Source organism: Modestobacter marinus, assembly GCF_011758655.1.
In the GTDB taxonomy this organism is placed as follows: Bacteria; Actinomycetota; Actinomycetes; order Mycobacteriales; family Geodermatophilaceae; genus Modestobacter; species Modestobacter marinus.
The window spans coordinates 2,385,051-2,404,785 of sequence record NZ_JAAMPA010000001.1 but is presented as its reverse complement, the minus strand read 5'-3'; the positions used below and the strand labels follow the sequence as shown (position 1 = coordinate 2,404,785).

Genomic DNA, 19,735 nt, shown 5'->3' with positions numbered 1-19,735 from the left:
GTGCGCCCACCCCCTTGCTCTGCTGCGTCCCCGGTCGGGGTCGCTCATCGGCACCAACGGTGCCAGCAGCCCTGACGTTCCGCGCGACGAGCCGGCCTCAGGCCCGCGCCGCGGCCCAGCGTTCGCGGACGACACGGGACTCCGCGGCCCGCCCGGGCTCGACGACCGGTCCGGCCGACCGCACGGGCACCAGGTCCAGGCCCACCCCGCGCGCGGCGAGCAGGGCGGCGCCGGCCGCCGACGCGCTCCGGACCTGCACGTGCTGGACCGGCCGGGCGAGCACGTCGGCGAGCAGCTGCTGCACCCCGGCGTCCCGCGCTCCCCCGCCGGTCAGCACGACCGGCCCGCCGTCCCCCGGCCCGAGCAGGTCCAGCGCCGCCGCCACGGCGCACGCCACGCCCTCCAGGGCCGCGCGGGCGAGGTCCGCCCGGGTGGTGTCGGCCGACAGCCCCGTCCAGCCGCCGCGGTCGGCCGGGCCGGCGACGCCGCCGCGCTCCCCGGTCAGGAACGGGCAGAACACCACCCCGCCCGCCCCCGGCCGGGTGGTGGTGAGGCTCGCGGCGAACTCCGGCCAGTCCAGGCCCAGCACCTGCTGCACCCAGGCCCACGCCGTCCCCGCGTTCTGCAGGGCGGCCATGCCGTACCAGCCGTCCACGGCGTCGGCGTAGCAGTGGACGACGGGGTCGGTGGCCGGCTGCGGATCCACCCCGGGCCGGATCACCTGCGCCCCCGAGCCGAGGTTCACCTGGACGCCGGTGCGGGTGCCGGCGGCCAGGAGCGCGAGCGGGGTGTCGGCGCCACCGACCACCACCGGCACGTCCCGGCCCAGCACGGGCGCCTCGCCGACGACGGTCCATCCCGGCAGGACGGCCGGGAGCAGGCCGGGGTCGACCCCGGCGGCAGCGGTGGCCGCGGTCGACCAGCGGTTCCCGGGCACGTCCCACAGCAGGGTCGCCGAGGCGTCGCTGCGATCGGTGACGGCCGGGTCGGTGCCGAGGACCAGGGCGGCCCGGACGGCGTCCTTCGGCAGCAGCACGGTCGCCGCCCGGGCCACCAGCTCCGGCTGGTGCTCGCCGAGCCAGGCCAGCAGCGGCCCGGTCATCCCGGCGGCCAGCGGGTTCGCCAGCGCGGCGCGGTCGGCCCCGGGGAGCCCGCGCCAGCGCGACAGCTCCCCGGCCGCACGCTGGTCGGGCCACAGCAGCGCCGGGGCGAGCGCGGCGCCCGAGCGGTCCACCAGCACGGCGCCGTGCATCTGGCCGGAGAACCCGAGCGCCGCCACCGGCCGGTCCCCCAGCGCCCCGGCCACCGCGGCCAGGGCGTCGTCCAGCGCACGCCGCCAGACGGCGACCTCCGTCTGTGCCCAGCCGGGCCGGGGACGCTCCACCGCGTAGGCGACCTCGCTCTCCGCGACCACCGACCCGCCGAGGTCGAACGCAGCGAGCTTGAGGCCGCTGGTGCCGAGGTCGGCGCCGAGCACGAGCGTCATGGGGTGCTCACCACCGCTGCGGCTGCCTCACGCCCCCGATCCTGGCCCCGACCCCGCGCGGTCCGCCAGCCGCCGTCAGCTGCCGCGGAGCAGCCCGGTGGCGGTGAGCTCCTCGGCGATGTCGCGGAGCTTGACGTTGGTGCGCTGGGAGGCGTGGGTGAGCAGCGTGAACGCCTGCTCCGGCGTGACCTTGTAGCGCTCCATCAGGATGCCCTTGGCCTGCTCGATCACCGCACGGGAGGCCATCGCCTGGCGCATGTTGGCCACGTCGTTCGTCGCCCGGGCCGCGGCCTCGGCGTTGCCGACGGCGATCGCCACGAAGGCGGCGACCTCCTCGCCGATGGCCACGTCGGCGTCACCGAACGCCCCGGGCGTCCGGGCGTAGTTGTTCAGCGCGCCGATGTTCGCGCCCTGGAAGGGCAACGGGATGGACATCGAACTGCGGACACCCAGCTCGGCGACCTGCCGCGCGTAGTCGGGCCAGCGGTCGTCGCGCCGCATGTCCTCCACCAGGAAGACCGCACCGGACCGTCCCGCGTCCAGGCACGGGCCGTACCCGCGTTCGTACTGCAGTTCATCGGCGTCCATGGCGATCTGTCCGTCGTACGCAGCGGTGAGGGCCCGGTCGTCACGGATGAGCGTGATCGAGGTGGCCTCCGCACCGGGGATCGCACGGCGGGAGATCTGGACGATCTCGGTCAACACCTCGGGCAGCTCCCGCCCCACGAGGACGACGCCGGCCAGCTCCTGGTGCAGTGCGCCAAGGCTCTCGGTCATCGTCTCGGGGGTCCCTCTCCAGAGCGGCGGGTGGGCCGTTGGTTCGACGTCCGCCTGCGCCGGGGGTGGCGTGCCCGGCGGAGGCGAGCGTATACGCCGTAAAGCGACAGGTCGCAGTCCCGGGCGGCGGAGCCGCGACCCGAACTCGGTTGCCCGGCCCGGGGCACCCGCGCCAGGGTCCAGGGGTGACCAGCACGGCGGCAGCGGCTCGGCGCCTCCCCGGCGGACTCGTGTTGCGGGCCTGCCGCCCCGGCGACCTCGACCAGGTGGGGGCGTTGCTGATCGAACGTGGCGAGCCCGCCGACGCACTCGACCAGCGACTGGTCGTCGAGGACCCGGACACCGGCTGGGAGGCCACCGCGGTGGTCCTGGACGGCGACCGGGTGGTCTCCACCGCCACCCTGCTGGCCGAGTCCGTGCGGCTGGAGGACGTCGTCCTGCCCGCGGGCCAGGTCGAGCTGGTCGCCACCGACCGGGCGTACGAGGGGCGTGGGCTGGTGCGCGCGCTGATGGGCTGGGCGCACGAGCGCTCGGCGGCCCGGGGCGACCTGGTGCAGGTGATGATCGGGATCCCGTACTTCTACCGGCTCTTCGGCTACGAGTACGCGATCGACGTCCCCCCGGCCCGCCCGCTGGCCGGCGCCCCGGCCCCCGTCCCCGGGCTCCGGCCGGCCACGCCTGCGGACCTGCCGGCGCTGGCCCGGTTGCAGGAGGCCGCCCAGGCCGGCGCGGACGTCGCGATGCCGCACCCGGCCGCCCGGCTGCGCTGGCTGCTGGCGCACGAGGCCAGCACCACCTGGGTGCTGGAGCGGGACGGCGCGGTCGTCGCCTCCGCCCGCGTCCCCGAGCCGGACGACGACGTGCTGCTCGCCGAGCCCGCCGCGGTGGACGACGCCGCGGCCGGCCGGCTGCTGGCCGGTGTGGCCGCACTGGCGGCGGGGCGGCTGATCCGGGTCACCGACCGCCCGGGCAGCCTCCCCGGCCGGACCTGGGCCGGGCGGCTGGGGGCCGGCAGCGACCTGGCGGAGCAGTACTACGTGCGGGTGCCCGACCCCGGCGCCCTGCTGGCGGCGCTGCGCCCGGTGCTCAGCCGGCGGTTCACCGCCGCCGGCATCGACCGGGGCGGCATCGACGTCGTGGTCTCCACCTACCGGGCCAGCTGGCGGCTGCCGGTGACCGACGACGGACTGGGCGCGGTGGTCGCCGGCGGGCGGCTGCAGGCCCCGGGCACGGCCCGCGGTGCCGGGGTCGCCCCGGACCAACTGGGTGCGCTGCTGTTCGGCCCGCACGGCATGCACGGGCTGTCCCGGACACGGCCGGACGTGTACCCGGGCCGGGACGCCGACCTCTACGAGCAGCTCTTCCCGCCGCTGCGCGCGGACCTGCTCACGTACTACCTGCCGTACTGAGGTCCGCCTGCCGTGCCGAGGCGCACCCGGTCGTCTGGTGGGATGGTCGGGTACGCCGGTGCGCGCGATCCGCCGCCGGCCCACCCGCAGAGCAGGAGACCCCGTGCAGTACGCCGAGTCCGTCGTCGAGCTCATCGGCGACACCCCGCTGGTCCGGTTGAACTCCGTGACCGCCCACCTCGGCCCGGACGCGCCGCTGGTGCTGGCCAAGGTCGAGTACGTCAACCCCGGCGGCTCGGTGAAGGACCGCATCGCGGTGCGGATGATCGAGGCCGCCGAGGCGTCCGGCGCGCTGAAGCCGGGCGGCACGATCATCGAGCCGACCAGCGGCAACACCGGGATCGGCCTGGCCCTGGTCGCCCAGACGCGCGGCTACAAGTGCATCTTCGTGTGCCCGGACAAGGTGGGGAGTGAGAAGATCAACGTGCTCAAGGCCTACGGCGCCGAGGTGCACGTCTGCCCCACCGCCGTCGACCCGGCCGACCCGCGCTCCTACTACTCGGTCTCCGACCGGCTGGCCCGGGAGACCCCGGGTGGCTGGAAGGCCGACCAGTACGCCAACCCGGCCAACCCGCGCTCGCACTACGAGACCACCGGGCCGGAGATCTGGGCCCAGACCGACGGGCGGATCACCCACTTCGTCACCGGCGCGGGCACCGGCGGCACCATCTCCGGCGTCGGCCGCTACCTCAAGGAGGCCAGCGACGGGCGGGTGCAGGTCATCGGCGCGGACCCGGAGGGCTCGGTCTACTCCGGGGGCACCGGCCGGCCGTACCTCGTGGAGGGCGTCGGCGAGGACTTCTGGCCCGAGGCCTACGACAAGTCGATCGCCGACGAGATCGTCGCGGTCTCCGACGGCGACTCCTTCGCGATGACCCGGCGGCTGGCCCGCGAGGAGGGGCTGCTGGTCGGCGGCTCCTGCGGGATGGCCGTCGTCGCCGCGCTGCGGGTGGCCGAGCGGCTGACCAAGGACGACGTCCTGGTGGTGCTGCTGCCCGACGGCGGCCGCGGCTACCTGAACAAGATCTTCAACGACGAGTGGATGGCCGACTACGGCTTCCTGGACGCCGGCGGCGGCGAGACCGTCGGCGAGCTGCTGGACGCGAAGTCCGGCGCGGGGGCGGCGGGGATGCCTCAGCTGGTGCACACGCACCCGAACGAGACGGTGCGCGATGCGATCGACATCCTCCGCGAGTACGGCGTGAGTCAGCTCCCGGTGGTCAAGGCCGAGCCGCCGGTGACCGCCGGTGAGGTGGTCGGCTCGGTCGCGGAGAAGACGCTGCTGGACGCGCTGTTCACCGGCCGGGCCACGCTGGCCGACCCGGTCGAGCGGCACATGTCCGCCCCGCTGCCGATCATCGGCTCCGGCGAGCCGGTCTCGGCCGCGGTCGGCGCGCTCGGCGACGCCGACGCACTGCTGGTGCACGTGGACGGCAAGCCGGCCGGCGTCGTCACCCGGCAGGACGTGCTCGGCCACCTGGTCGGCCTGACCCCTACGGTCGCGTCATGAGCGGCTTCAACACGCGCGCCATCCACGCCGGGCAGGAACCCGACCCCGCCACCGGCGCGGTCATCCCGCCGCTGCACCTGACGACCACCTTCAAGCAGGACGGCGTCGGCGGGCTGCGCGGCGGCTACGAGTACAGCCGCAGCGCCAACCCCACCCGGGACACGCTGCAGACGGCGCTCGCCTCGCTGGAGCTGGGCACCCGGGCGATGACGTTCGCCTCGGGCCTGGCCGCCGAGGACGTCCTGCTGCGCACCGTCTGCCGGCCCGGCGACCGGATCGTGCTGGGCGGGGACGCCTACGGCGGCACGTACCGGCTCATCTCCAAGGTGCAGGAGCCGTGGGGCGTCGGGTACGTCCCCGTCGACCTGAACGACCTGGACGCCGTCCGCGAGGCCGTCGCGCCGGAGACCACCCGGGTGCTGTGGTGCGAGACGCCCAGCAACCCGCTGCTCAACGTCGCCGACATCGCGGTGCTCGCCGAGATCGCGCACGCCGCGGGCACGCTGCTGGTCGTCGACAACACCTTCGCCAGCCCCTACCTGCAGCAGCCGCTCACGCTGGGCGCCGACGTCGTCGTCCACTCGACGACGAAGTACCTGGGCGGGCACTCCGACGTCGTCGGCGGTGCGCTCGTGGTCTCCGACGCCGAGCTGGGCGAGCGGCTGGCGTACCTGCAGAACGCCGCCGGCGCGGTCAACGGCCCGTTCGACGCGTGGCTGGTGCTGCGCAGCCTGAAGACCCTCGGCGTCCGGATGGACCGGCACAGCGCCAACGCCGGCCGGATCGCCGAGTGGCTGCTGGAGCACCCCGCGGTCGGCGCCGTGCTGTACCCGGGGCTGCCGCAGCACCGCAACCACGAGATCGCCGCCAAGCAGATGTCCGGCTTCGGCGGGATGGTCTCCTTCCGGCTGAAGGCGGGCGAGGAGGCGGCGCTGCGGGTGTGCGAGCGCGCGCAGCTGTTCACCCTGGCCGAGTCGCTGGGCGGGGTGGAGTCGCTGATCGAGCACCCGCACCGGATGACCCACGCCAGCGCCGCCGGCTCCCCGCTGGAGGTGCCGGCCGACCTGGTCCGCCTGTCCGTCGGCATCGAGGACGTCGACGACCTGCTCGCGGACCTGGACCAGGCCCTGGCCTGATCGCCGTTGGTCACCCAGTGCTGCCTCCCGGTCCGGGACGGTGCACTGGGTGACCAACGGCGCGCCGCTACCGAGGGGCGGTGAGGATCCTCGGGCCGTCGGCGGTGACGGCGACGGTGTGCTCGACGTGGGCGGCGCGGCTGCCGTCGGCGCTGCGCAGGGTCCAGCCGTCGGCGTCGACCCGGTAGTCGTCGCTGCCACCGGCGAGGAACCACGGCTCGATCGCGATCACCAGGCCCGCGCGCATCGTCAGCCCACGCCCGGCCCGGCCCTCGTTGGGCACGGACGGCGCCTCGTGCATGGACCGGCCCACTCCGTGCCCGCCCTGGTCGGTGTTGATGCCGCAGCCCCCGGCCCGGCCGACGGCACCGATGGCGGCCGAGATGTCGCCGATCTTGTTGCCGACCACCGCCGCGGCGATCCCGGCGGCCAGCGCCCGCTCGGTGGTCTCCACCAGCTGGATGTCCTCCGGGCGGGGCGCGCCGATCGGGTAGGTGCGGGCCGCGTCGCCCACCCAGCCGTCGAGGGTGGCGCCGGCGTCGACGCTGAGCAGGTCGCCGTCCTCGAGCTCCTGGGACGTCGGGATGCCGTGCAGCGCGACGTCGTTGACCGACAGGCAGAGCACGCCGGGGAACGGCGGCGTGCTGTGCAGCGGCGCGTAGCCCAGGAACGGGGAGGTCGCCCCGGCGTCGGCGAGGACCTGCCGGGCGACGGCGTCCAGCTCGGTCAGCCGGACGCCGGGCGCGGCCAGAGCGTGCACCGCGGCGTGCATGTCGGCGACCACCGCGCCGGCGGCGCGCAGGGCGTCGATCTCCCCGGGTGTACGCAGTTCGATCATCTGGAGTCCTTCCGGGATTGATATCCCGGTATTACTATCACGGCCATGGTCCGCCCGCCGCTGAGCCCCGAGGAGCGCGACCGCGGTCGCCGGCTGGGCGCGCTGCTGCGCGCCGCCCGGGGGCCACGGACCCCGGCCGAGGTCGCCGCCGCCTCCGGGGTGAGCCTGGAGGCGTTGCGCAAGATCGAGTCCGGCCGGGTGCCCACCCCGGCGTTCTTCACCGTCGCCGCCCTCGCCCGCGCCGTGGGGCTCCCGCTGGACCAGCTCGCCGACACGCTGGACGACACCGGCGCCGCCCTCTCCGCCTGACCCGGTCGGACGGTCAGGGACCGGGCGCCCGTCGCTGCCGCGATGACGCCCCGGGCCTCGGCGAAGGCCGCCTGTTCCCGGCCCGGGCGGTCAGCAGGGCGTGCTCGAGCACCATGCCCGCACCGTGGCCCGCAGCCGCCCACCTGCCGGGGCCGGCGTCCGGGACGCCCGGTAGACAACAGCGGTGCCCCGCATCAGCGTCGTCCTCGCGACCATGGACCGGCGGGAGTCCCTGCTGCACTCGCTGGCCCGGCTCGACTCCGCCGACGGCCCACCGGTCATCGTGGTCGACAACGCCTCGACCGACGGCACCGCGGACGCCGTCCGCGCCGCCCACCCGCGGGTCGACGTCGTCGAGCTGGACGCCAACGCCGGTGCGGTCGCCCGCAACCACGGCGTCCAGCGGGCCGCCACCGACCTCGTGGCCTTCGCCGACGACGACTCCTGGTGGGAGCCCGGTGCGCTCGAGGCGGCCGCCGACCTGCTCGACGCCCATCCGCAACTGGCCGTGGTCGTCGGCCGGGTGCGGCTGGCCGGGGACGGCAGCGAGGACGCCGTCACCCGCAAGCACCGCGCCGAGGTCCTCGGCCGCTCCGCCGCCGGCCCGGACGTGCTGAGCTTCCCGGCGTTCGCCGCCGTCGTCCGCCGGGACGCCTTCCTGGCCGTCGGGGGCTTCTCCCCGTTCCTCTTCTTCGGCGGCGAGGAGCACCTGCTCGCCCTCGACCTGGCCGCCGCCGGCTGGCAGCTGGTGTTCGCCGAGGACGTCGTCGCCTGGCACGCCCCCGCCGGCCCCGAGCGGCCGAGCCCGGCCCGGTGGGCGCTGCAGACCCGCAACGACGTCCTCGTCGACTGGCTGCGCCGCCCGCTGCCCGTCGCGCTGGCCGCGACCGGCCGGCTGGCGGCCCGCGCCGGACGGGACCCCGCGGCCCGCACCGCCCTGGCCGGGGTGCTCCGCCGGCTCCCGGCCGCGCTGCGCCGGCGTCGTCCGGTGCCCGCCGAGGTGGAGCGGCGCTTCGCCACCGCGCTGCGACCGCTGGGTCAGTCGACCAGCTGAAGTGCCCCGGTCGGGCAGGCGCGCACCGCGGTCTCCACGGCCGTCAGGTCGGTCGGCTCGCCGACCTGGAGCACGCCGTCGGCGTCGAGCCGGAACACCTCCGGCGCCTCCATCTCGCACACCCCCGCGCTCATGCAGACCTCCCGGTCCACCACCACCCGGGTCATCGACACCTCGTCAGCCGCGCCGGCAGCCGCTTGAGGCCGTTGACGAAGGAGGACTCCAGCCGGGCCGGCGGCCCGACCACCTCGAGGTCGGGCAGCTGGTCGGCGAAGGCCCGGAACGCCACGCCGATCTCCCGCCGGGCCAGGTGCGCGCCCAGGCAGAAGTGCGGACCGCGGGAGCCGAACCCGACGTGCGGGTTCGGGTCGCGGGCCAGGTCGAACCGGTGCGGGTCGGGGAAGACGGCGGGGTCGCGGTTGGCGGCCCCGTAGAACAGCAGGAACTTCGACCCGGCCGGGAAGGACTGCCCGGACAGCTCGACGTCCTGGGTCGCCGTCCGCCGCATCCAGGTGATCGGGCTGGTCCAGCGCACGACCTCCTCCACCGCGGTGCGGGTGAGGCCGGGGTCGGCGGCCCACCGGTCCCGCTCGGCCGGGTGCTCGGACAGGGCGAGCACCCCCTGGGAGATCGCGTTGCGGGTCGTCTCGTTGCCGGCGACCAGCAGCAGGATGAAGAACGAGGCGATCTCCTGGCGGGTCAGCCGCTCGCCGTCGACCTCGGTGCTGACCAGCGCGGTGGTCAGGTCGTCGGCCGGGTGCGCGTGCCGCTCGGCGGCCAGCCGGGCCATCAGGCCGGCCAGCTCCTCCCCCGCCTTCAGGAACGCGGTGACCATCTGCTCCTCGCTCTGCACGAGCTCGGGGTCGCCGCCGGAGAGGATGACGTTCGACTGCTGCAGCACCATCGCCCGGTCGTCGTCCGGGATGCCCATCATGTCGCAGATGACCCGCAGCGGGATGGGTGCGGCCAGGTCGGCGACCACGTCGATGGTGCCGTCGCCGTCCTCGGCGGTGCGCCGGGCGCGGGCGACCACGTCGTCGGCCACCGCCTGCACGTTGCCCACCAGGTCCTCCAGCACGCGGGGCGTGAACGCCTTGGCCACGATGCGGCGGATCTTGCCGTGCCGGGGGTCGTCCATGCTGATCAGCGAGCCGTAGAACTCGTTGAGGTCCGGGGGCATGTCGGCGATGGACACCGCGCCGGAGCCGGAGGAGAACAGCGCCGGCCGGCAGCTGATCGCCTCGACGTCGGCGTACCGGGTCACCGCGTGGTAGCCGGGGCCGGGCTCGATGTAGGGGATCACCGGCTCGGCGAAGAACGCGAACGGACGCTCGCGGCGCAACTGGTCGTACACCGCGTGCCGCTGCTCCGGCGGCGCGCCCCAGAACGTCCGGTCGGACAGGTCGACGGTGTCCAGGTCCGGCGTCGGTGAGCTCACGGTCGGCCTCCAGGGCGGGCGACGGGACGCAGCGCCCCGACGCTAGCCCAGCCGTGACCAGGGTCACAGACCCCGCGTCACCCGCCGGCGAGCTCCCGGACGAACCACTCGCGCGCCGCCGCGTTGCCGGCCGCGCCCCGCCGCCGGGCCTCGGCCAGCTCCTCGGTCAGCGTGCCCGACAGCGCGTGCTCCAGCGCCGCGTCGAGGGCCTTCGCGTCGACCTGCTCCGCGGGCAGCACCACCGGCCAGCCCAGCGCCGCGGCCTGGGCGCTCACCTTGGCCCCACCGACGATCGCGTCGCAGGCGATCACCGGGACGTCGTGCGCCAGGCCGAGGACCAGCGCGTGCAGCCGCATGCTGACCACCACGTCCGCCCGGCGGACCAGCGCCTCGACCTGCAGCGGGAAGCGCTCGTGCGGCTTCTCGTACAGGTCCATGGTCAGCTCGAACCACGGGATGGCCCGGGCACCCAGCCAGCTCTCGATCGCCGCCCGCACCTGGGCGGCCCGGCTGCGGTCGCCGTACTCCTCCTGCGGCGGGGCGAAGGCGACGGCGACGACCGGGACGTCGGGGGTGGTGGTGCCGATGGCCAGGTCCGGCCGCGCGATGCCGGGGGCGTCCCGCTCCCAGACCCGGTCGAACAGCGCGCGCCCGGCGTCGGAGACCACCGAGACGTTCACCGCCCACCGCTGGGCCGCGGCGAACGCCTCGGTCAGCTCCCGCAGCAGCGGGGTGTCCGACAGCGGACCGCTGACGAAGACCAGGTGGGTGTAGTCGGCCGGGTCGAGGTCGCGCCAGGAGGCGCCCCGCTGGAGGTAGGGCGCCCAGGCGACGTCGTGGTCGATGCCCTCCTCGGTGAGCCAGCCGACCACCGCGTCGGCGCCCAGCTCGTCACCGATGGTGGCGATCACCTCGTCGAAGCTGAACCAACCGGTGACCAGGACACGCATGGCCTCAGCTTCCCAGGCGCCGTCCCGGCGCCCGCAGCGGCCTCGGCGGCCATGCCGCCTCAGGCTTCGGCGGCGACCAGGTCCCGGTACTCGGGGTGCCGCTCGATCCAGCCCCGCACGAACGAGCACATCGGGACGACGGTGCCGCCCTGGCTGCGCACGTCGTCCAGTGCGGCGCGCACCAGGGTGCTGCCCAGGCCGGAGTGCCCCGCGTCGCTCTCGACCTCGGTGTGGGTGAACACCACCTGGTCACCGCGGCGCTGGTAGGCGGCGACGCCGAGCAGGCGGTCGCCGTCCCGGATCTCGTAGCGGCTGTCCTCGGGCGAGTTGCTGACGGTCGGCTCCATGCCCCACCCGAACCCCCGCCACGGCCGCGGTGTTCCCCGGGGAGGGCCCCGTGCGGGAGCACGGGGCCCTCCCTCAGGACAGCCGGCGGGCCGCCGGGCCGGAGGTGACCGTGAGGACGCGGGGCAGGGTCAGCTCCCGCTCGCGGCAGGCGGCCACGACCGCCTCCTCGACCGCCGGGGCGTCCGCGGACCGGATCAGCGCGATCGCCGAGCCGCCGAAGCCGCCGCCGACCATCCGGGCACCGAGGGCGCCCGCCGCCCGGGCCGCCGCCACGACGACGTCGAGCTCCACGGCCGACACCTCGTAGTCGTCGCGCAGCGAGGTGTGCGAGCCGTCGAGCAGCGGCCCGATCTCGGCCACCCGCCCGGCCCGGACCAGCTCGACGACCGCGTCGACCCGCTGGTTCTCGGTGACCACGTGCCGGGTGCGCGCCTGCAGCCGTGGGTCGGTGAGCCGCTCGACGTCGGCCGGCGTGGCGTCGCTGAGCCACTCCAGGCCGAGCTGCCGGGCCGCCTCGTCGCAGTCGGCGCGCCGCTGCGCGTACTGGCCGTCGGCCAGCGTGTGGGTGACCCGGGTGTCGATGACCATCAGCTCCAGACCGGCCTCGGCCAGCCCCAGCTGCACCGGCTCGGTGCGGGAGTCCCGGGTGTGGATGAGCAGGGCCGAGCCCTCCTCGGCCAGCAGGGCGACCGTCTGGTCCATCCCGCCGGTGCCGGCCCCCACGACCTCGTTCTCCGCCCGGATCGCGGCCTGGATCAGCAGGTGCCGCAGCTGCTCGTCGTCGCTCCGGCCGGCCAGCTCGGCCGCCGACAGCGCCACCGCCGCCTCCAGCGAGGCCGAGCTGGACAGCCCGGCGCCCAGCGGGACGTCGCTGCTGACCGCCAGGTCCAGGCCGGGCACCTCGACGCCGGCCTGCTGCAGCGACCACAGGGTCCCGGCGGCGTAGGCGGCCCAGCCGGACACCGCGCCGGGGCCCAGGGCGGCCAGCGTCCCCTCGAACGGCTCGGCGTCCGGGTCGGTGCTGCTGATCCGCACCCGGTCGTCGTCCCGCCGGCGCACGGCGGCCGCCGTCACCCGGGTCAGCGCGAAGGGCAGGCAGCGGCCGCCGCTGTAGTCGACGTGCTCGCCGATCAGGTTGACCCGGCCGGGCGCGGTCCAGACGCCGTCCGGCCCGCTCCCCCAGGTGGCCCGCAGTTCGGCCACCGCGAGGTCGGCCTGCGACCGCGCGCCGCTCACGAGGCCACCTCGCGCAACCGCTCGGCGATCCGCTCCGGCGTGGTGTCGTTGATCCAGGCGCCCATGCCGGACTCCGAGCCGGCCAGGTACTTCAGCTTCCCGGGCGCCCGGAGCAGCGAGAACAGCTGCAGGTGCAGCCGGCCCAGGTCGCGCTCGGCACCGGTCGGCGCCTGGTGCCAGCCGGAGATGTAGGGCACCTGGTCCACACCCGGGTGGAAGCGGTTCACCCGGCGCAGCAGCTCCTGGTAGACCTCCGCGAGCTCGGCGCGCTCGGCGTCGTCCAGCGCGGCCAGGTCGGGGACGTCGCGGTGCGGCGCGAGGTGCACCTCCACCGGCCAGCGGGCGGCCCGCGGCACGTAGGCGGTGAAGTGCTCGCCGGCCAGCACGACCCGGGTGCCCTCGGCCTGCTCGGCGGCGAGCACGTCGGCCAGCAGGTTGCCCCCGGTCGCCTCCCGGTGCCGGCGGGCCTGCTCGAGCAGCTGGCCGGTGCGCGGCGCGACGACGGGGTAGGCGTAGACCTGCCCGTGCGGGTGGGTCAGCGTCACCCCGATCTCCTGGCCGCTGTTCTCGAACACGAAGACCTCGGCCACGCCGGGGTCGGCCGAGTGGGCCGCCGTCCGCTGCGCCCACGCCTCCACGATCGTCCGCATCCGGGCCGCGGGCAGGTCCACCACGGCGGCGTCGTGGTCGCTGGAGAAGACCACCACGTCGCAGTGGCCGTACGCCGGGGCGTCGGGCGGGCCGAACGGGACGGCGGGTGCCCCCTCGACCGGGCCGGCGGTCAGCGGCGCGAAGCTCGGGAACCGGTTGGCGAACACCGCGACGTCGTACCCGCTGTCGGGCACCTCGGTCGGGCGGGCCGGGTCGACGGTCGGGTCCAGCGGGCAGTCGGCCGCGCTGGGCAGGAAGGTGCGGTTCATCCGGTGCCCGGCGATCGTCACCCACTCGCCGGTGAGGACGTCGTAGCGCACCTCCCCGGCCCGCGGCGCCTCGAGCAGCGGACGGTCATCGGCCGTCTCGTGCACCGGACCGGCGGTCGCCTCGTCGTCGAAGTAGAGGATCGGCCGCCCGTCGGCCAGGGTGCGCTCGGTGACCTGCCCCGGCCATCGCTGTGCCCCGTCGGCCATCGGTCCCGCGTCCATCTGGAGGTCCTCCTGTCGTACGGCGCTGCCGTGTCCGGCCGTGGCAGCCAGAGTCTGCCCAACCGGCCGGCCGCACACAGACGGAGGGCCCGGTCACCATGACGGTGACCGGGCCCTCCGGTTGGTAGCGGGGACAGGATTTGAACCTGTGACCTCTGGGTTATGAGCCCAGCGAGCTACCGAGCTGCTCCACCCCGCGTCGCAGGGAGAACACTACCCCACGCCTCGGGGCCCCTGCAGCGGGGGGTCAGAGCGCGATCTCGGCCGCGGGCACCGGCCCGGCTGCCGCCTCCAGCGCCTCGGTCAGCAGGGCGACGAGCGCCTCGAGCTGGACGTCGGTCGAGGACCCGACCTCCTCGTCGGACCCGTCCAGCGCGCGGGCCGCGAGACCGGCCTTGCTGTCGATCAGCTCGGCGATCCGGGCGTCGATGGTCTGCGCGGCGATGATCCGCCAGGCGGTGACCGGCTCGGTCTGGCCGATCCGGTGCGCCCGGTCGATGGCCTGGGTCTGCTCGGCGTCGGTCCAGGACAGCTCGGCGAGCACCAGGTTGGAGGCGACCTGCAGGTTCAGCCCGACGCCGGCGGAGGTCAGCGAGCAGACCGCGACGGCGACGTCCGGGTCGTTGACGAACGCGTCGATGTTCCGCTGCCGCGCCCCCGGCGTCTGGTCGCCGCGGATCGAGGAGTACCGGACGCCCTGCTTGGTGAAGACCTCCTCGGCGGTGTCCATGACGTCGATGTGCTTGGCGAAGAAGACGACCTTGCCGGCGCTGCGCGCGAGCTGGGCCGCGTAGTCGGCGGCGAGGCCCGCCTTCGCCTCACCGATCCGCCGCATCATGCTGAACACGTTCTCCCCGGCCTTGGCCGTGGTGGCGTCCTTCAGCTCCCAGCGGGCCACCTGGCGCACCAGGCCGGCGTCGATGCCCTCGACGACGGTGGCGGACTCCCGGGCCGCGATCGCCGACTCGTACCGCTTCACCAGCCGGCGGGAGAGGTCGCGCTCGGCGGCCCGGATGGACCGCCCGGCCGGTCCGTCCAGCTCGACCGGCAGGTCGGCGATCCGGCGCGCGGGGATGTCGGCCGCCACGTCGACCTTGCGGCGCCGGACGATGCCCAGGTCGATGACGCACCGGCGGGCGGCGCCGTAGAAACCGGGGTCGGCGGGCGTCAGCCCGGTCTCCTCCAGCGCGTCCATCAGCTCGGCGAGCGGCTTGGAGTCGTCGATCCAGCCGAGGAACTGCCAGATGGCCCGGAAGTCCTCGATGTCGTTGATCAGCGGTGTGCCGGTGAGGGCCATCAGCAGCGGGCGCGGGTTGCGGGAGCGGATCCGCTGGGAGACCTCCAGCACGTGCTGGGAGCGCTGGGAGGTCTTGTTCTTGATGAAGTGCGCCTCGTCGACGACCATGCCGCCGAAGCCGAAGTCGCCGAGCCAGCCCACGTGGCGGTCCAGCACCTCGTAGTTGACGACGACGATGTCGGCGAAGCCGTCGATCGTGTCGCCGTTGCCGTGGATCACGGTGGCCGAGCGGTGCGGCACCCAGAGCCCGGCCTCGCGCGCCCAGTTGGTCTTCACCACGTTCGGGACGACGACGAGCAGCGGGTAGGCGTCCGCCGCCTCGGCGGCGAGCAGTGCCTGCGCCGTCTTGCCCAGGCCCGGCTCGTCGGCCAGCAGGAACGTCCGGTGGCCGGCGGCGGCCGCGGCGACCAGCTGCCCCTGGTGGGGCATCAGGTCCAGCCCGGCCGGGGTGAACCGGCTGGTCGGGAACGGCAGGTCCAGGCACGCCGGGGCGCCCCCGGACGCGCGCTCGAAGGAGTTCAGCAGCGGGCCGAGCAGCTCCCACCCGGCCAGGCGGCGCGGGCGGGGCGCAGCCGGCCGCACGGCCGAGAAGTCGGGGGCCAGGAACGGGTTGGCCAGCTGCCGCGAGACGACCGACTGCGGGACCACCTGCCGTTCGGGGGCGACGGGCGCGGCCGTGGCCTCCCGCGGCGCGGCCTCCTCGGCGGGCGGCTCGACCCCGACGGACTCCAGCACCTCACGCTTCAGCGACCGGGCCGCCTCGGACACCACCGCGTCCTCGGCCAGGAGCGCGAGCAGGCCCGGGTCCCGCACGGCGGTCTTGGCCAGGATCGTCCCGATCCCGTCCAGCCGCTTGAGCTGCTCGGCCCGGCGGCTGTCGCTGCCGGTCTGCTCCGCCCGGACCCGGGCGTGCTCCTCGCGCACCAGCAGGGCCACGACCTGGAACTTCGCGCGCACGGACGGCGTCACGCGGCCGCGCTGGGCGGCCGCCTCGACCTCACGGACGGTGCGGGCGAGCACGGCGATCAGGTCGCCGTCGTCGCGGTTGCGCGCGCGTCGCTGGGTGCGCGGGGCGCCCCGGCGGGTGCCCGCCTGGGCCTGGCCTCGTCGAGCCAAGGATCCTCCTCTGAACGCCCGGCACGGTGCCGCGGCGGGTGCCGCACACAGGTCCGCGGTCGCCGGTGCCGGCTGTCGCGAGGAGCGCCCGGGACGGCCGCTCCGGTCCACGACCCGGCCCCACGGATCTGCTGGAGATCGACGCATCGGAGCCGGACAGCCCACCCGCGGTGGGGACCTGCAACCACCACTCGGTGGCCGGGCACCCACCACGGGAGGAGTCGTCGCCGGACGTGCGACAGGTCCGTGCGGCAGGTGCTGGACCCATGCTAACGGCCATCCCCCCGACCGGGACGGTCGGCGGGCGGGCCGCTCTCTCCTGCACGAACGCGGAACGGCCCCCACAGGGACTGTGAGGGCCGTTCCGTCGTGGTAGCGGGGGCAGGATTTGAACCTGCGACCTCTGGGTTATGAGCCCAGCGAGCTACCGAGCTGCTCCACCCCGCGTCGGTGAAGACCACCCTACCAGGTCTGCGGGGAGGGGGCCGCGTGCCCCCTCCCCGCCCGGGCTCAGCCGCCCGGTGCCGCCTCGGCCGCGGCCTGCGCCGCCTGGTAGGCGTCGACAGCGATCTGCAGGTCCTCCAGCGCCGCACCCTGGCCGGCGAAGTCGCCGCCCCGCTGGGCCGTCCGGAGCGCCTCCAGCGCGGCGTTGATGTCCGAGACCGCGCCGGCCATCTCCGGGGTCGCCGCCTCGTCGCCGGGGCCGTCGCCCGGGACCGGCACCTCGGCGTCCGGGATCGGCTCGGGCACCGTGTCCGGGGTGGCGTCCTCGTCGACGGTGTCGGCGATGTCGTTGCTGTCGGTGGCCGACTCCCCCGCGCCGGCGCCGAACACCTGGTCGAGGGCCTCGGAGAGGGTGTTGGCGTAGCCGATCCGGTCGCCGAAGTTGACCAGCACCTTCTGCAGCAGCGGGAAGCCGCCCTCGCCCGAGGACCGGACGTACAGCGGCTCGACGTAGAGCAGCCCCTCGTCCCCGATGGGCAGGGTGAGCAGGTTGCCGAACACCGCCTCGGAGCTGTCGCTGTCGAACAGGGTCAGGTCCGGCCGGACCAGGTTGTTCGTCTCGAAGGCGTTCTGCACCTGGCCCGGGCCGCGGAACGGCGTGTTGCCGGGCAGCTGCAGGATCTGGATCTCCCCGTAGGTGTCCGGGTCGCTGGAGGCGGAGATGAACGCCGACAGGTTCTGCCGTTCGAACGCGTTCATCGGGCTGGTCAGCTGGAAGCTGGCCTCCTCGTCACCCGGCCGCTGGGCGAGGATGTAGTACGGCGGCTGGTCCTGGGCGGTGTCCTGCGTCGGGTCGTCCGGGATCTGCCAGCGGTCGTTCTGGTTGTAGAAGTCGACCGGGTCGTCGACGTGGTAGCGGGTGAGGATCTCCCGCTGCACCTTGAACAGGTCCTCCGGGTAGCGCATGTGCGACACCAGCTCCGCGGACATCGAGTCCAGCGGCTGGACGACGCCCGGGAACGCCTTCATGTACGTCTGGAGGACCGGGTCGGCCTCCCACTCGTAGAGCGTCACGGTGCCGTCGTAGGCGTCGACCGTGGCCTTCACCGAGTTGCGGATGTAGTTGAACGTCTCGTTGGGCAGCGCCGTCGTGCCGGTGCCCGTCAGGGCGTCGGTCGCCGCCTCGCCCAGCTCCATCTGCTCGGCGTAGGGGTAGGAGTCCGAGGTGGTGTAGCCGTCGAGGATCCAGACGATCCGCCCGTCGATGACCGCCGGGTAGGGGTCCCCGTCGACCTCGAGGAACGGTGCGGCCTTCTCCACCCGGTCCCGCGGGTTGCGGATGGTGAGGACCTTGGACTCCTCGTTGACCGCCTCGGAGAGCAGGAAGTTCCGCTCGCGGTAGAAGATCGCGAAGGTCAGCTGCCGGAAGAAGCTCCCGACGCCGATGCCGCCCTCACCGTCGTAGGTGTTGTTGATCTGCCCCTCGTCCGTGCCGCCCTCGGGCAGGTCGAACTCCCGCGGCTCCGCGCCCTCGGGGGCGCCGACGACCGAGTAGTCGTTCATCAGCTCGCCGTAGTAGAGGCGGCTCTGGTCGACCGGGATGTTCCCGGTGGTGGGCAGGTTCCCGGTGGTGAAGTTGGGCTCGCCGCCCTCCCGGCCCGCGGTCACCTGGTTGGCCGGCGCGGCCACGAAGCCGTTGCCGTGGGTGTAGACGGTGTGCCGGTTGATCCAGCTGTCCTGGTTCTCGCTCAGGCTGTCGCTGTCCAGCTCGCGGGCGGCGACGACGTAGTCCTGGGTCTGCCCGTCGATGGTGTACCGGTCGATGTCCAGCTTCTCGGCGAACCCGTACACGTTGCGGATCTGCTGGCGCGCGGTGAACGTGTCCGACAGCACGTTCGGGTCCAGCAGCCGGGCGTTCGGGATCGTCTCGCTGTCGTTGCGCAGCTCGGAGAGGACGGCGCCGACGTTCGGGTCGCCCGCGGTGTCCTGCGCGTAGTTGACGTACTCGACGTCGGAGAGGCCGTAGGCGTCGCGCGTGGCGGCGATCGCCCGCTCGATGTACTCGGCCTCGCGCTGGTTGGCGCTGGGGTTGACGACGAACTGCTGCACGATCGCCGGGTACGCCACGCCGATCACCAGGCTGGAGGCCAGCAGCAGCACCAGGGCCGCGGCCGGGAGCAGCGTGTTGCGCACCAGGATGTTCGCGAAGAAGGCGATGGCGCAGATGGCCGCCACGACGACCAGGATGTTCTTCGCCGGCAGCAGGGCGTTCAGGTCGGTGTAGGAGGCTCCGGTGAAGACCTCACCGCGGTCGGAGTAGACCAGCTCGTAGCGGTCCAGCCAGTAGGCGACCGCCTTCAGCGCCACGAAGGCGCCGACCAGGACCGACAGCTGCACGCGCGCGGCGCCGGTGAGCTTCTGGCCCGGGGTCTGCAGCCGCAGGCCACCGAACACGTAGTGGGTCAGCACCGACCCGATCAGCGCCAGCAGCACGATGGCGAAGCCGAAGCCCAGCACCAGCCGGTAGAAGGGGTAGTCGAAGACGAAGAAGGAGATGTCCAGGCCGAACTGCGGGTCGGGCGTCCCGAAGTCGGTGGAGTTGCGGAACTGCAGCCAGGTCTGCCAGCTGCCCTGGGCGGTGATCCCGGCGAACAGCCCGAGGACGACGGCGATGCCGGCGAGCACCAGCTTGCGCCGCGGCTCGACCGACTGGCGGTAGCGCTCGAGGTTCTGCTGCTCCAGCGACATCGGCCGGAAGGTCGGGCGGAACCGGTAGGCCAGGTACACCGCGAGGGCGACCAGCCCCCCGGTGGCCACCGCGGTCACGGCGAACAACAGCGCACGGGTCTGGACCTCGGTCCAGAACACCTCGGTGAAGCCGGTCTCGTCGAACCAGAGGTAGTCGACGTAGACGTTGGTGAGCGTGCCGATCACGGTGAAGAGCACCAGCAGGACGGCGACGACGCCGATGACCAGCTTGGCGCGCCGGGACAGCGTCGGCACCGGCACGGGGGGCCGCATGGCCACGGTCGGTCTCCTGTCTTCTTGCGACTTCGAGGCGGCGCGGGCTCAGGGGCCCGGCCGGGGAACACGATCACAGGGGGCCCCGGGACCGCCAGAGGCGGGAGGCGGGACCGCTGGGGTCCGCTCCCTCAACTGTTGTCGGCGGCGCCGGGTTCCCCGCGGGTCACGGGCAGGTCACGGCTGTCCGGCAGCGGGCTCCGGCCCGGGCGGCGCGCCCGCCG

General features: G+C 74.4%; 16 protein-coding genes and 2 tRNA genes. 5 read left to right on the top strand and 13 right to left on the bottom strand.

What is annotated here, in order from left to right; genetic code table 11:
- Positions 1-97: 97 nt before the first annotated feature.
- On the bottom strand, positions 98-1,486 hold the full coding sequence (locus FB380_RS11415; protein ID WP_166755142.1) for an FGGY family carbohydrate kinase: 1,389 nt from the start codon (positions 1,484-1,486) through the stop codon (positions 98-100).
- Positions 1,487-1,561: 75 nt separating this feature from the next.
- A complete protein-coding gene (locus FB380_RS11410) occupies positions 1,562-2,263 on the bottom strand; it encodes a GAF and ANTAR domain-containing protein (protein ID WP_166755141.1) in 702 nt (233 codons plus the stop codon).
- Between the two features lie 275 nt (positions 2,264-2,538).
- On the opposite strand from FB380_RS11410, the gene FB380_RS11405 reads away from it, so the two are divergent.
- The 3 genes from FB380_RS11405 to FB380_RS11395 all read left to right on the top strand — a co-directional run bounded on the left by FB380_RS11405 (position 2,539) and on the right by FB380_RS11395 (position 6,318).
- Positions 2,539-3,672, top strand: coding sequence for a GNAT family N-acetyltransferase (locus FB380_RS11405; RefSeq protein ID WP_208382821.1), 1,134 nt, complete (start codon positions 2,539-2,541; stop codon positions 3,670-3,672).
- A gap of 103 nt (positions 3,673-3,775) precedes the next feature.
- Complete coding sequence (locus FB380_RS11400; RefSeq protein WP_166755139.1) at positions 3,776-5,182, top strand: cystathionine beta-synthase; 1,407 nt, start codon at positions 3,776-3,778, stop codon at positions 5,180-5,182.
- Positions 5,179-6,318, top strand: a complete 1,140-nt coding sequence (locus FB380_RS11395) for a cystathionine gamma-synthase (RefSeq protein ID WP_166755138.1) — start codon at positions 5,179-5,181, stop codon at positions 6,316-6,318. The genes FB380_RS11400 and FB380_RS11395 overlap by 4 nt, the downstream gene beginning before the upstream one ends.
- 67 nt (positions 6,319-6,385) lie before the next feature.
- Here FB380_RS11395 and map read toward each other — a convergent pair whose 3' ends face one another.
- Positions 6,386-7,156, bottom strand: a complete 771-nt coding sequence (gene map, locus FB380_RS11390; protein WP_166755137.1) for a type I methionyl aminopeptidase — start codon at positions 7,154-7,156, stop codon at positions 6,386-6,388.
- A gap of 45 nt (positions 7,157-7,201) precedes the next feature.
- On the opposite strand from map, the gene FB380_RS11385 reads away from it, so the two are divergent.
- A complete protein-coding gene (locus tag FB380_RS11385; RefSeq protein WP_166755136.1) occupies positions 7,202-7,465 on the top strand; it encodes a helix-turn-helix domain-containing protein in 264 nt (87 codons plus the stop codon).
- A gap of 184 nt (positions 7,466-7,649) precedes the next feature.
- A complete protein-coding gene (locus tag FB380_RS11380) occupies positions 7,650-8,519 on the top strand; it encodes a glycosyltransferase family 2 protein (protein ID WP_229682106.1) in 870 nt (289 codons plus the stop codon).
- On the opposite strand, the gene FB380_RS11375 is transcribed toward FB380_RS11380, so the two are convergent.
- The 10 genes from FB380_RS11375 to FB380_RS11330 form a co-directional block, all read right to left on the bottom strand.
- Positions 8,504-8,686, bottom strand: a complete 183-nt coding sequence (locus tag FB380_RS11375) for a ferredoxin (RefSeq protein ID WP_166755135.1) — start codon at positions 8,684-8,686, stop codon at positions 8,504-8,506. The genes FB380_RS11380 and FB380_RS11375 overlap by 16 nt on opposite strands.
- The gene (locus FB380_RS11370; protein ID WP_166755134.1) at positions 8,683-9,957 is read right to left on the bottom strand and encodes a cytochrome P450; all 1,275 of its coding nucleotides are present in this window, start codon (positions 9,955-9,957) and stop codon (positions 8,683-8,685) included. The genes FB380_RS11375 and FB380_RS11370 overlap by 4 nt, the downstream gene beginning before the upstream one ends.
- 77 nt (positions 9,958-10,034) lie before the next feature.
- Positions 10,035-10,907 (bottom strand): polysaccharide pyruvyl transferase family protein, encoded by an 873-nt coding sequence (locus FB380_RS11365; RefSeq protein WP_166755133.1) that lies wholly within the window; start codon positions 10,905-10,907, stop codon positions 10,035-10,037.
- 59 nt (positions 10,908-10,966) lie between these two features.
- Positions 10,967-11,254, bottom strand: coding sequence for a GNAT family N-acetyltransferase (locus FB380_RS11360; RefSeq protein WP_166755132.1), 288 nt, complete (start codon positions 11,252-11,254; stop codon positions 10,967-10,969).
- A 73-nt stretch (positions 11,255-11,327) separates the two neighbouring features.
- A complete protein-coding gene (galK, locus tag FB380_RS11355; RefSeq protein ID WP_208382820.1) occupies positions 11,328-12,491 on the bottom strand; it encodes a galactokinase in 1,164 nt (387 codons plus the stop codon).
- Entirely contained in the window at positions 12,488-13,633 is a 1,146-nt protein-coding gene (gene galT / locus FB380_RS11350) for a galactose-1-phosphate uridylyltransferase (protein WP_166755131.1), read from the bottom strand. The genes galK and galT overlap by 4 nt, the downstream gene beginning before the upstream one ends.
- 122 nt (positions 13,634-13,755) lie before the next feature.
- Positions 13,756-13,832 (bottom strand) — tRNA-Met (locus FB380_RS11345).
- 48 nt (positions 13,833-13,880) lie between these two features.
- The gene (locus FB380_RS11340) at positions 13,881-16,046 is read right to left on the bottom strand and encodes a DEAD/DEAH box helicase (RefSeq protein ID WP_166755130.1); all 2,166 of its coding nucleotides are present in this window, start codon (positions 16,044-16,046) and stop codon (positions 13,881-13,883) included.
- Between the two features lie 370 nt (positions 16,047-16,416).
- A tRNA-Met gene (locus FB380_RS11335) sits at positions 16,417-16,493 on the bottom strand.
- A gap of 63 nt (positions 16,494-16,556) precedes the next feature.
- Positions 16,557-19,511: a UPF0182 family membrane protein gene (locus FB380_RS11330; RefSeq protein WP_208383439.1), complete on the bottom strand. Its 2,955-nt coding sequence runs from the start codon at positions 19,509-19,511 to the stop codon at positions 16,557-16,559.
- Positions 19,512-19,735: the final 224 nt, after the last annotated feature.